The 12,277-nt window shown below is 68.8% G+C and carries 13 protein-coding genes and 1 tRNA gene; 7 read left to right on the forward strand and 7 right to left on the reverse strand.

Translation table 11 applies throughout. The features are described 5' to 3' along the window. Positions 1 to 206 precede the first annotated feature (206 nt). Positions 207 to 289, forward strand: a tRNA-Leu gene (locus ACLBW1_RS02395). Positions 290 to 356: 67 nt separating this feature from the next. On the opposite strand, the gene ACLBW1_RS02400 is transcribed toward ACLBW1_RS02395, so the two are convergent. Continuing rightward, a complete protein-coding gene (locus ACLBW1_RS02400) occupies positions 357 to 983 on the reverse strand; it encodes a MarC family protein (RefSeq protein ID WP_447809872.1) in 627 nt (208 codons plus the stop codon). 28 nt (positions 984 to 1,011) lie between these two features. Next, positions 1,012 to 2,052 carry a beta-ketoacyl-ACP synthase III gene (gene fabH / locus ACLBW1_RS02405; protein ID WP_447809873.1) on the reverse strand — a complete coding sequence of 347 codons (1,041 nt, stop codon included), beginning with the start codon at positions 2,050 to 2,052 and terminating at the stop codon, positions 1,012 to 1,014. Positions 2,053 to 2,191: 139 nt separating this feature from the next. Between fabH and ACLBW1_RS02410 the strand changes: the two genes are divergently transcribed. Next, entirely contained in the window at positions 2,192 to 2,932 is a 741-nt protein-coding gene (locus tag ACLBW1_RS02410) for a pirin family protein (protein ID WP_447809874.1), read from the forward strand. Positions 2,933 to 2,935: 3 nt separating this feature from the next. Here the strand turns inward: ACLBW1_RS02410 and ACLBW1_RS02415 are convergent, their stop codons facing one another. Next, the gene (locus tag ACLBW1_RS02415; RefSeq protein WP_447809876.1) at positions 2,936 to 3,520 is read right to left on the reverse strand and encodes a TetR/AcrR family transcriptional regulator; all 585 of its coding nucleotides are present in this window, start codon (positions 3,518 to 3,520) and stop codon (positions 2,936 to 2,938) included. 20 nt (positions 3,521 to 3,540) lie between these two features. On the opposite strand from ACLBW1_RS02415, the gene ACLBW1_RS02420 reads away from it, so the two are divergent. After that, positions 3,541 to 4,215, forward strand: coding sequence for a nitroreductase/quinone reductase family protein (locus ACLBW1_RS02420; protein WP_447809877.1), 675 nt, complete (start codon positions 3,541 to 3,543; stop codon positions 4,213 to 4,215). Here the strand turns inward: ACLBW1_RS02420 and ACLBW1_RS02425 are convergent. Genes ACLBW1_RS02425 through ACLBW1_RS02440 form a run of 4 tightly spaced genes read right to left on the reverse strand, consistent with a single transcriptional unit; the run spans position 4,155 to position 7,733 of the window. Further along, complete coding sequence (locus ACLBW1_RS02425; RefSeq protein ID WP_447809878.1) at positions 4,155 to 5,090, reverse strand: glycine betaine ABC transporter substrate-binding protein; 936 nt, start codon at positions 5,088 to 5,090, stop codon at positions 4,155 to 4,157. The two genes, ACLBW1_RS02420 and ACLBW1_RS02425, sit on opposite strands and share 61 nt — an antisense overlap. 59 nt (positions 5,091 to 5,149) lie before the next feature. Beyond that, positions 5,150 to 5,920 (reverse strand): ABC transporter permease, encoded by a 771-nt coding sequence (locus tag ACLBW1_RS02430; RefSeq protein WP_447809879.1) that lies wholly within the window; start codon positions 5,918 to 5,920, stop codon positions 5,150 to 5,152. Beyond that, positions 5,917 to 7,086, reverse strand: a complete 1,170-nt coding sequence (locus ACLBW1_RS02435) for an ABC transporter ATP-binding protein (RefSeq protein WP_447809880.1) — start codon at positions 7,084 to 7,086, stop codon at positions 5,917 to 5,919. Before ACLBW1_RS02435 ends, ACLBW1_RS02430 begins: the two co-directional genes overlap by 4 nt. Further along, on the reverse strand, positions 7,083 to 7,733 hold the full coding sequence (locus tag ACLBW1_RS02440; protein ID WP_447809882.1) for an ABC transporter permease: 651 nt from the start codon (positions 7,731 to 7,733) through the stop codon (positions 7,083 to 7,085). Before ACLBW1_RS02440 ends, ACLBW1_RS02435 begins: the two co-directional genes overlap by 4 nt. Positions 7,734 to 8,068: 335 nt before the next feature. Between ACLBW1_RS02440 and ACLBW1_RS02445 the strand changes: the two genes are divergently transcribed. The 4 genes from ACLBW1_RS02445 (at position 8,069) to ACLBW1_RS02460 (ending at position 12,266) form a co-directional block, all read left to right on the forward strand. After that, positions 8,069 to 9,058, forward strand: a complete 990-nt coding sequence (locus tag ACLBW1_RS02445) for a TauD/TfdA dioxygenase family protein (protein ID WP_447811111.1) — start codon at positions 8,069 to 8,071, stop codon at positions 9,056 to 9,058. 42 nt (positions 9,059 to 9,100) lie between these two features. Further along, positions 9,101 to 9,535 (forward strand): SRPBCC family protein, encoded by a 435-nt coding sequence (locus tag ACLBW1_RS02450; RefSeq protein ID WP_447809883.1) that lies wholly within the window; start codon positions 9,101 to 9,103, stop codon positions 9,533 to 9,535. Positions 9,536 to 9,666: 131 nt separating this feature from the next. Next, positions 9,667 to 10,710, forward strand: coding sequence for a diguanylate cyclase (locus tag ACLBW1_RS02455; protein ID WP_447809884.1), 1,044 nt, complete (start codon positions 9,667 to 9,669; stop codon positions 10,708 to 10,710). A 44-nt stretch (positions 10,711 to 10,754) separates the two neighbouring features. Next, on the forward strand, positions 10,755 to 12,266 hold the full coding sequence (locus tag ACLBW1_RS02460; protein ID WP_447809885.1) for an ATP-dependent DNA ligase: 1,512 nt from the start codon (positions 10,755 to 10,757) through the stop codon (positions 12,264 to 12,266). The last annotated feature ends 11 nt before the right edge of the window (positions 12,267 to 12,277 follow it).

A 12,277-nucleotide genomic window follows, 5' to 3' on the forward strand; every position in this document is an offset into this window, starting at 1 on the left:
ATCAGCGTGTCGCCGTGCCCCGTACGCCGTTTGATGATAGCTATCATCCAGGGCATTCGTGCCATCGCGTCCCCACCAGCCCCGTCCGTCACAGGGCTCGGTGTCCTCCGATCGGGTGAAAGTATGTCCCGAGCAGCGATTTAATCCGCCACCTCCCTGCGTGCTATCTTCTTCCAGTCCGTTTGCTTGCATGTCGGACGAGCCACGGGCGAGTGGCGGAATGGCAGACGCGCTGGCTTCAGGTGCCAGTGTCCTTCGGGACGTGGGGGTTCAAGTCCCCCTTCGCCCACCCACACACGACAGGGTCCCCGCTCCGGCGGGGGCCCTGTTCGTCTCTGGCCACCTCGGGCGTGCCCTCATCGCGAGTCGACGAACCCGATCACCGAGTTGGCGATGAGCTGCACCGCGATGGCGGCGAGCAGCAGACCGGCGATCTTGGCCAGCAGGGTGACGCCGCCGACGCCGAGGATGCGGATGAGAACGGTCGAGAACCGCAACACCACCGCGATCACGACGTGCACGGTGACGATGGCGGCGGCGATCGCCAGGTAGGCCGCGCCGTTTCCCGAGCCCTCGCCGGAGGCCTGACTCACCGCGACGATGACCGCGGCGATCGCGCCGGGACCGGCCAGCAGCGGTGTCCCCAGCGGGACCAGTGCGACGTTCACGCCGTCGGACGCGGTCGGCTGCGATGCGCCGCCACCGGTGAGCAGTTGCAACGCCACCAACAGCAACAGCAGGCCGCCCGCACCCTGCAGTGCGGGGACGCCGATGTGCAGGTAGGCGAGGATGAACTTGCCGCCGAGGGCGAACGTGCTGATCACCAGCAGGCTCACCGCCGGCGCCTGCCACGCCGCGCGATGACGGTCGACCGGCGACTGATGCCCGACCAGCGACAGGAAGATGGGGATCTGCCCGGGAGGGTCCATGATCACGATCAACGTGATGAGGACCGTCGTGTACTCGGTGACGTCGAAACCCACTGGGTGACCGTTCCCGCCGTGGGCGGGGTCAGTCCGCGATCGGCGGCAGCGTCACGACCTGGCCGGCGTAGGCGAGGCCGGCACCGAAGCCCATCAGCAGCGCCGTCTGACCGGGCTGGGCGGCACCGGAGCGCAGCACCTCCTCCATCGCCATCGGGATCGATGCGGCGCTGGTGTTGCCGGTCTGCCGGATGTCGTTGGCGACCACGGTGTTCTCGCCGAAACCGAGCACCTTCACCAAAGCCTCGGTGATGCGGCTGTTGGCCTGGTGCGGGACGAACACGTCGATGTCCTCGACCGAGACCCCGGCATTGTCGAGGGCGTCGCGGCACGCCTTCTCGAGGAAGGTGATGGCCCAGCGGAACACCGCCGAACCCTGCATGCGGATGTACGGACGTTCACTGGTGCCGCCCACCTTCTCGGCCTCCGCGACCTCGCGGAAGTATGTCTGGAAGTCCTTGTCCTGCTTGATCGCCGCCGTCTGGCTGCCGTCGGATCCCCACGACACCGGACCGATGCCCTCGGTGTCGGCGACGCCGATGATCGCCGCACCGGCCCCGTCGGCGAAGATGAAGGCACAGCCGCGGTCGGTGGGGTCGAGGAGATCGGTGAGGCGCTCGACGCCGATCACCAGTGCGTAGCGCGCGACGCCCGACCGGACGAGTCCGGTCGCGCTCGCGAGCGAGTAGCAGAAGCCGGCACAGCCGGCGGAGACGTCGTAGGCGGCGCAGTTGTCGAGGCCCAGCTCGGTGGCGATCACCGCGCCCGCCGAGGGACCGAGCACCATCTGGCTCGAGGTAGCGAGCACGACGCACCCGATCTCGTGCGGATCGATGCCGGCGGCGGCGATGGCCTTGCGCGCCGCGGCGAGACTCATGCTGATGATGGTCTCGTCCTCGGCGGCGAACCCGCGGGTCTTGATCCCCGAACGGCTCTGGATCCATTCGTCGCTGGAGTCGATCGCGTCGACGATCTCGGAGTTGGGCACCACGCGCCGGGGACGGTAGACGCCGAGCCCGAGCATGCGGACGTGTGCGGTGGTCGGGGCGGTCGCCAGTACTGCGGTCATCTTCTTCTCTCCTCACCGAGCGGTGCGCCCCCGCCCCCACGGGGCCGTCGGCCCCGACCGAGATGGTGTCGGTCGCACGGGCGCACCATATACAGACATGGTGCCCCGAGCGGCATCAGCTGTGTGCAGGAGGTCGCAGATGACGGTCGAGGTGTTACCCGGCGCGGGTCGCCATCGATGGGACGACTCGTGGTTGACGTCGATGCAGTCGTTCCCGGCAACCGGGAACTTCGACCTCGAGGCCGGTGCCCACGGGGTGTTGATGGTCCACAACGAGGACATCGTCGACGCCGGCGGCGGCTTCGACACCCATCGGCACCGCAACGTCGAGATCGTGACCTGGGTTCTCGAGGGGACGATCGAACACCGCGACTCCGACGGGAACTGCGGTCTCATCCGACCGGGGCTGGTGCAGCGGATGTCGGCCGGGCGCGGCATCACCCACAGTGAGCGCAACGCGTCGTCGCGGCACGACGACATCACCGCCCACGTGGTGCAGATGTGGCTGCCACCCGACGCCGACGGACGCGAACCGAGCTACGCCGAGCGCGACTTCACCGACGCACTGGCCTCGGGTGAGCTGGTGACGGTGGTGTCGGGACGGCCCGGGCACCGCGACACCGACGCACTCGACATCGGCAACCGCTTCGTCGCCCTGCACATCGCGCGACTCCGCGCCGGCACCACCGTCGAACTCCCCGCGGCCCCGTTCGGGCACCTGTTCGTCGCGCGCGGCGAGATCGGACCACTGGGCGGGTCCTCGACACCGCTGGTGGCGGGAGACGCCGTCCGCTCGGTCGGCGAACCCGCGACGACGGTGCGCGCGGTCACCGGCGCGGAGATCCTCTTCTGGGAGATGCACGCCTCGTTCGACCTCTGAGCGTCAGTCCTCGTGCGCCAGCAGCGCGTCGACCACGAGGGTGACCATGCGGACCTGATCCGCGGCTCCGGGGCGGACGCCGGAACTGACCGTGTGCATCGCCAGACCGTCGACCAGGGCGAGCACCGACGACGCCGCATCCGCGCAGCGTTGCCGGTCGGTGACGCCGGCACGGACGAATGCCTGCGTCAGCGACGAGCGGACCTCGCCGAGGACCTCGCGCTGCAGGGCGGCGAGGGCGGGCGTGACCGCGGCCCGGGCGGCGAACGCGAGCTGCACCCGTGCCTCATCGCGGCGCCGGTCGTCGAGGGGGAGGAGCTGGGTGAGTGCGGTGATGACGTCGCCCCGCACGTCGTCGCCGAGTTCCACCGCGTCGACCCGGGCGCGGATGCCCGACACCACCGCGGTGAACGCGGCGACGATCAGGTCGTCCTTCGTGCGGAACCAGTGCTGCACGGTGCCGATGGCCACCGACGCCTCGGCCGCCACCTCGCGGACCGTCACCCGGTCGAGACCGCGATCGGTGACCACCCGCAGCGTCGCCTCGACGATCGCCGCCGCGGCGTCGGGGGTTGACTTCTCACCCATACCGAGGAACATACATCTGTATGAACCCATACAGATGTATGCCCGAACGCGCTCGAGGTCTGGTCTCCGCGGTGTGCGGTGCGCTGGCGCTGTCCTGGATCCCGTGGGTGATCGATCCCGGTAGCGGCTGGCTGTCGGCCGCGGTGCAGTCGGCGGTCTTCATCGCACTCGCGGTGTCGACGCTGGTGTGGCCGGGCGGCAAGGTGGCCGCGGTACGTGTCGCGCAGCGTCTGGTGATCAACCCCGCTGTGCGAATCCTCATGATCGTCGGCCTCAACCCGCTCGGACTGGTGGTCCTGGAGACGACGGGCCGGGTCAGCGGACGACGTCGTCGCACCCCGGTGGGCACCGGGTTCCGCGACGGTGTCCTGTGGGTGATCGCCGAACACGGCACGCGGGCGAACTACGTGCGCAACATGGTGGCCGAGCCCCGCGTACGGGTACGCGTGCGTCGTGGATGGCGACACATCTGGGTCGACGGTGTCGCCACCGTGCTCCCCCACGACGACCCGATCGCCCGCCAGCGCCGGATCGTCGGCCGCAACCCGTTGCGCGCGTTCAACGCGATGAACGTACGACTGCTCGGCGCGGACCTGCTCACGGTCCGCATCGACCTCGTCGCGTCGTCACCGCGTCAGGGTGTGACGAAGCCTTCGGCGATCATCCAGTCCCGCGCGACGACCGCCGGTTCCTGACCGTCGACGTCGACCTTGAGGTTCAGGTTCGTGATGGTGTCGGTGGTGAGCTTGTCCGAGACCGGGGTCATCACCTTCTCGATGTCCGGATGATCCCGCGCGAACGCCTTGCGCATCACGATCGCCGCGTTGTAGTTCGGGAAGAACCGCTTGTCGTCGGTGAGCAACTGCAGACCGAGGGCCTTGATGCGACCGTCGGTGGTGAACACCTCGCCGAACGGACACTGCTTCGCATCGGCGGTCGCCTGATAGATGATGCCGCCCTGCAGGATCGAGACCGGTGCCTTGGTGACCGGGAACCCGTAGGCCCGGGCCATGCCCGGGAAACCGTCCTGGCGTGAACGGAACTCGGTCTCCAGGCATGTGGCCGCGGCGCCCGGATCACGGTTGACCAGCGCGGCGTAGTCGCTGAGGGTCTTCACCCCGGTCCGCTCGGCGACGGTCTTGCTGGTCGCGAGCGCGTAGGTGTTGTTCAGCGGCGCCGGCGCGGTCCAGACCAGGCCGTTCTCCTTGAGGTCCTCGTCGCGCACGGCCTCGAACTGCTTGCGCTCGTCGGGGATCGGCTTCTCGTTGCCGAGGTAGTTGATCCACCCGGTGCCGGTGTATTCGTAGGTGACGTCGACCTGACCCTCGATCTGCGAATCGCGCGTCGACCGCGATCCCACGATGCTGGTGAGGTCGCGGACATCGGCGCCGGCGGCCATCAGGGCGAATTCGATGATGTAGCCGAGGATCACCTGTTCGGTGAACTCCTTCGAGCCGACCGTCACCTTCACCCCTTCCAGCGCCGGTACCGGCGTGATGGAGCCCGACCGCACGGTGAACGGCGGCGTACTGCCCGACGCCAGTCCACACGCGGCGGTGACTGCGATCATCAACCCCGAGAGTGACAGCAGGACAGCGGTTCTCGCACGGCGAGACAGCGTGGAGGAACTCATACTCGCAAGCCTTTCGGTCCGAGCCAGCGTTCGGCGAGGGCACCGGCCCAGTCGACGAGCAACGCCAGGCATGCGGCGAGGACGGCACCGAGGATGAGTGCGACGTTGTCACGCAGCTTGTATCCGGTGTCGATGAGGATGCCGAGGCCACCGGCGTCGACGAGGAAGCTCAGCGTGGCGGTGCCGACCGCGAGGACGAGCGACGTCCGCAGTCCGGCGAGGATGTAGGGGATGGCCAGCGGGAACTCGAGCCGCCACAGGATGGCGGGTTTCGACATGCCCTGTCCGCGACCGGCGTCGATGACCGCACGGTCGACGCTGGCGTATCCGAGCAGGGTGTTGGCGAGCACCGGCAGCAGCGAGTAGACCGCGATCGGGATGACACCGATCCAGAAGCCGGTGGTCGCCGTCCAGAGGAACAACAGCACCAGCAGACCGATCGCCGGCGTGGCCTGACCGATGTTGGCCACCGCGATCGCGATGGGCGCGAACCGCACCAACGCCGGACGGCTGAGCAGCGTCCCCAACGGCACCGCGATGACGACGACGATCGCCGCGACCACCACGCTGATGACGAGGTGCTGCCAGACGAGCGAGGTCAGGTTCGACGGGTTGATCGTCTCCTTCTGGGTGGCGGTGAGGTTCTGGGTGAACGCCCAGGCGATCACCGCGGCCGCCGCGGCGAGCACCAGGAGTGGCTGGATGAGCAGGCGTACCCGCCCCTCGGTCTCGACCTCTGCGGCCCCGACCGTCGTGGTCGCGGTCATACCGGTTCGCCCGCCCCGCGGAGATCGCGGATGGCCGACATCAGGGTCTCGATGACGACCGTTCCTTCGAAGCGTCCGTTGCGTCCGGTGACGATCGCCGACACACATCCCGTGGAGAGGATGGCCTCGAGTGCCTGCTGCAGGGTCGACGACATCGACACCAGGTCGGCGGGCACGCCGACGTCGCGGAGGTTCGTCGCCGTGCGCAGATGGTGGTCGCGCACCCACCGGACCGGTCGGTCGCGGTCGTCGAGGATGACACCCCAGTCGTCGTCGGAGGCGTCGATCGCGCGGGCGAGTTGATCGACCGGATCGGACTCATGTGCGCTGGGCCGTTGCTCCAGCGGGACGTCGCGGACCCGCTTGAGGCCGAGCTGCTGGAGCAGCGCGCCCTTGCCGACGAAGCCCTCGACCATCTCGGTGGCGGGGTTGGCGAGGATGGCCTCGGGGGTGTCGTACTGCTGGATCGACGACTGGTCGCCGAGCACGGCGATCCGGTCGCCGAGTTTGACGGCCTCGGCGAAATCGTGGGTGACGAAGACGATGGTGGTGCCGATCTCGGCGTGCAGGCGGATCAACTCGTCCTGCAGCGAGGCGCGGGTGATGGGGTCGACGGCACCGAACGGTTCGTCCATCAGCAGGACCGGCGGATCGGCGGCGAGCGCACGCGCCACCCCGACACGCTGCTGCTGACCGCCGGACAGCTGCCGGGGGAATCGCTTGAGGTAGATCGCCGGATCGAGGCCGACGAGGTGGAGCATCTCCTCGGTCCGCGCGGCGATCCGCTTGCGATCCCACTTCAGCAACCCGGGGACCAGCGAGATGTTCTGCTCGATCGTCATGTGGGGGAACAGTCCGGCCTGCTGGATCGAGTAACCGATGGACCGGCGCAGTTCGTTCGCGGGGATCGACAGTGCGTCGCGCCCGCCGATCATGATCGATCCCGAGGTCGGTTCGATGAGCCGGTTGATCATCCGCATGGTGGTGGTCTTGCCACAGCCCGACGGGCCGACGAAGACGACGATCTCGCCAGCCTCGATCGTCATCGACACGTCCTCGACGGCGGCCTTCTGCTGCCCCGGGTACCGCTTGGTGATGTGGTCGAGAACGATCTCGACACCGGTCGACGACGGCGCTGCGGCCGACCTCTCCTGCACTCCGGTCATGCTGCGAGTCCCTTCGAGGTGGTGAGCCGTCCGATGACTTGATAGATCGCGTCGAGAACGAGCGCGAGGACGACGATGAGGATGGTTCCGGTCAGCGCCATGGGGATGGCGGTCGGACTACCGACGCGGGCGAGTCCGGAGAAGATGAGGTTTCCCAGACCGGGACCCTTGGCGTACGCGGCGATCGCGAGGATCCCCATCGCCATCTGCGAGCTGACCCGCATGCCCGACAGCACCGACGGCCAGGCCAGCCGCATCTCGACCCGCCAGAGCGTCTGGATCCGGCTCATGCCCGTCCCGCGTGCGGCGTCGACGAGTGCGGGGTCGACGGAACTCAGACCGACGATGGTGTTGCGGATGATCGGCAGCAGCGAATAGAGGACCAGCGCGATGACGCTGGGCACCACGCCGAGGTGGAAGATCGGGATCAGCAGCCCGAGCAGGGCGAACGACGGGATGGTGAGCACCGCCGACGACACCGAGTTCGCCAGCGACGACGCGGTGGCGTTGCGGTAGGTGAGCACCCCGATCGCGACGGCGATCAGAGTGGCCAGGATGACGCTCTGCACCACCGCACTGACGTGCTGGTAGCTGTCGAACAGCAGTTGGCGTCGATGGTCGGTGAAGTATTCCCACACATCGTCCACGGCGAGTCGATCCTCGTTCCAGCCCACCCCGATGTGGGGTGCGGGCGGCGATCCGAGATCGCGCGACCGTGCGAGTGGGCCCCGGATTCGCCGGGTCTGGACGAGAGGCCCCCGCCTGCCTCGAGAGGTTCGCGAATCGGGTGGTCCGGTCCGTGTTCCCGCCGAGGCGCGTTCGGATCAGTATGCGCCAAACCTTGTCGACCGTCGGTGATCGCACGGAACATGCAGGTAGGACGATGCAACCGTGCGTGCGCCGATGTCGGATTCGCCGGTGTCGGGTGCCCGGGGGCGGCCGTTCTGCTCCACCGATGAAAGGCGCAACACCCGTGACCACGATCCTCGAACCCACCTCCCGCTCGAGCAGCACGTTCGCACCGCGACCCCGGACGGCGGTCGCGGTCACCAAGCTCGGCCACCACCTCGGCGCGCGGATCGACGGCCTCACCCTCAACCCGGACCTCGACCCCCGCGTGATCGACGAGATCCGGCGCGCGGTGCTCACCCACAAGGTCGTGATCATCACCGGCCAGCACCACATCGACGACGCGGCGCAGTACGAGTTCGCCGGACTGCTCGGCACCCCCACCAAGGCGCATCCCACCGTTCTCTCCCGCGGTGAGGATCTGCTCCCGCTCGAAGGTGCGGCCAACTCGTGGCACACCGATGTCACCTTCGTCGACCGCATCCCGAAGATGTCCGTGCTGCGCGCCGTGGTCCAGCCCAGTTACGGCGGCGCGACGATGTGGGCGTCGACCGTGGCCGCCTACGCGGCCCTCCCCGCACCGCTGCGGGTGCTCGCCGACAACCTGCGTGCGATCCACACCAACGACTACGACTACGCCGAGCACCTCACCGTCGGCGACTCCAGCGATCCCGAGTACCGGGCGGAGTTCACGAAGACGGTGTTCCGGACCGAGCACCCCGTGGTGCGGGTGCATCCCGAGACCGGCGAGCGCGCCCTGACCCTCGGGCACTTCGTCTCCGGGTTCGCCGGACTCAAGACCTCGGAGTCGGCCGACATCCTCCGGTTGCTGCAGGCGCGGGTCGAGCGGCCCGACAACACCTTCCGCTGGAACTGGTCGCCGGGCGACATCGCCATCTGGGACAACCGTTCCACCCAGCACTACGGCGTTGCCGACTTCGGCGACGCGTACCGCAAGGTCAACCGCGTGACACTCGCCGGTGACATCCCCGTGGGGGTCGACGGCCGGCCGTCGGTCCCGCTGGCCGGCGACGCCTCGGCCTACTCGGTGGTCGATGCACCGCAGCCACTCGCCGGATTCGTGCCCGCCAGCGACCGCAGCATCATCGCGCCGATCGACTGACACCGGTCCGTACCATCGGCCGCAGACGAACGAGGAGCTGACATGGTCGAGGTGTCCCGCACATTCACCGTCGCGAAGGATCGTGCGGCCGTCGCCGCCTACCTGCGCGACTTCACCAACGCGACGCAGTGGGACCCGGGGAGCCAGGACAACGTCCAGACCACCCCCGGCCCGGTCGCGGTGGGCACGGTCTGGCACAACACGTCGAAGTTGGTGGGCGTGACGACCGAACTCGACTACACGCTGGTGCGCGACGACCCCGACCACCTGCGATTCGAGGGCGTCAACAAGACCGCCGCCACCAGCGACGACCTGACGCTGGCGGACGCGGAGGGCGGCGGCACACAGATCACCTACCGGGCGAACGTGTCGCTGAACGGCGCGGCCAAGCTGGGCGAGCCGATCATGTGGCTGGTGTTCCAGAAGATCGCCGGCGAGACCGTACGATCGATGACCTCGGCGCTGGAGGCTCTGTAGGCGGCGTCGCCTTCGGGCGGTCCTGCGGAACCTGAAGCGCCACCTCGACGTCCCAATTGTGGGATCGTGCCCAACGTGACTGCCGCGAGTCCGTGCTCGTGGCCCGGTTCGGATGAGGTGTTGAGCGGTACATGGCTGCGGTGAGACGTTCTCGGCTGGCCACCGCGCGCCTGCATGAACCCCGCCTCGAGGTGGTGTCGCGCCACACCATCGGGGTGGCGGCGATGTCGTTCGGTCTGGTCGCCGCCGTCACCCGGGCGTATCAGAACCCGACCGACGCCACCGGGATCTTCGTGTGGGTGCTCGCGGTGTGCGCCGTCGTCGCGGGCATCGTCTGGATGACGTCACGCGTCCTCGTCGACGGTGTGGGCGCCCGGGTGTTCGGTGTGTTCGCCGAACTCGGGACCCTCGCGGTGACGGCGACCATCACGCCGCGTGTCGACGCGATCATCGGGTGCGCGCTCTATTCGGTCACGGGCGCCTTCTTCCTCTTCTTCCTGTCGCGCCCCTGGCTCGTCGGGCACCTCGTCTTCGCGAGCACGGTGACCATCGGGTTCTCCGTGTGGGCGATCGCCGACGGCGAGGGTGTCGCCTACACACTGGCCCGCACGATCATCGTGCTGCTGGTGTTGATCGGCCCGACCCTCACGATGGAGCTGGCGTGGTCGACCTTCCGCCGCCGCTCCGATCTGGCAGGGACCGACTCGCTAACCGGTGTCCACAACCTGCGCGGCATGTGGCAGGAGGCGATACCCATGATCGAACGCGTCGCCGGCGCCGACAGCTCGGTGGCGTTCGCGGTCGCCGACATCGACGGGTTCAAGAAGGTCAACGACGCCCACGGCCACGACGTCGGCGACGAGGTGCTGGTGCGCGTGGCCCACGAACTCAGTGAGCACGTCGGCACCGCAGGCTTCGTCGCGCGCAGCGGTGGCGAGGAGTTCACCCTCGTGGTGGGTGGATCGGTCGAGACGGTGCGCGAGATCGCCGCGACCATCCCGACGGTCTTCGACTCCGAGGCCGACGCGCCCTCGGTGACCATGAGCATCGGTGTCGTCGCCGTCCACCCGGCACGGTCGGGGCGGGAGGCGGCGCGAGATGCACGGCGTCGCGCCGATCACACGATGTACGAGGCGAAGCAGTCCGGCGGCAACCAGATCCGTCTGGGCCTCTGACACGGCAGCCCCCGCCCGTCGGACCCGCCCGGTAGAACTGGGTGATGCGACTCCACGAGGTGATCGAGACATCGGAGGCGGTCGGCGCCACCAGCGGGCGCCGCGCCAAGATCGCCCTGTTGGCCGAACTCATCACCGCCCTCGATGCGGTCGAGGTGGTGCCGGTGGTCGCCTGGCTCACCGGTCGCCCCCGGCAGGGACGCATCGGCATCGGGTGGCGCACGGTGTCGGCCGCACGGCCCGAACCCGCGGCGCAGCCCGGTCTCTCGGTGCTCGACGTGGACTCGGCCCTCACCGATCTCACAGGCGTGTCGGGGGCGGGATCGACGGCGCGCCGCCGCGACCTCCTCTCCGGTCTGTTCGGCGCGGCCACGGGTCCCGAACAGGACTTCCTCGTCCGACTGCTCACCGGCGAGTTGCGACAGGGCGCGCTCGAGGGGGTGGTGACCGACGCCGTCGCAGCAGCGTTCGACGTCGATCAGGCCTCGGTGCGGCGCGCGGCGATGCTCTCGGGTGACCTCGCCGTGACCGCCGCGGCCGCGATGTCCGGGGGCGCCGAGGAACTCGCCCGGTTCACTCTCACCGTCGGCCGGCCGGTACGCCCGATGCTCGCCTCGCCCGGCGAATCGATGGACGCGGCCTATGCGGCACTGGGACCCGATGTCGTCGTCGAGCACAAACTCGACGGCGCGCGAATCCAGGTGCATCGAAACGGCGACGAGGTCCTCGTCGTCACCCGCACGCTGCGCGACATCACCTCGGCCGTCCCCGAACTGGTCGAACTGGTGCGTGCACTGCCCTGCCGATCGGTCGTCCTCGACGGGGAGACGCTCGCGCTCGAGGACTCCGGTCGGCCCCGGCCGTTCCAGGAGACGATGAGTCGCTTCGGGTCGGCTGCCGGTGACCTGCTGCTGTCGCCGTACTTCTTCGACTGCATCCATCTCGACGGCGAGGACCTGCTCGACGCGCCCCTCGAGAGACGCATCGACGCACTCGATTCCGTGGCCGGACCGCATCGGATCCCCGCCGTGCTTCGTCCGACCGCCGAGGAGGCCCGCGCGCACTTCGACGCAGCCATCGCCGCGGGGCACGAGGGTGCGATGGTGAAGTCGCTCGACTCCACCTATGCCGCGGGGCGTCGTGGCAAGAGCTGGCTGAAGGTCAAACCCGAGCACACCCTCGACCTCGTCGTCATCGGGGTGGAGTGGGGCTCCGGGCGGCGGACCGGCTGGCTGTCGAACCTGCACCTCGGGGCCCGTGACCCCGACGGCGGTCCGCCGATCATGGTCGGCAAGACGTTCAAGGGACTCACCGACGACCTGCTGCGGTGGCAGACCGAGGAGTTGCCGAAACACCAGTCGCACTCCGACTCCCACACCGTCTATCTCCGCCCAGAGGTGGTCGTCGAGATCGAGCTCGACGGGGTGCAAAGCAGCACCCGCTATCCCGGCGGTGTCGCGCTCCGCTTCGCGCGGGTACTGCGCTACCGGCCCGACAAGGACGCCGCCGACGCCGACACGATCGACGCGGTCCGCGAGCTGCGGATGGGGACCTGAGGACCGGTCGG

The organism is Williamsia sp. M5A3_1d, assembly GCF_053345315.1.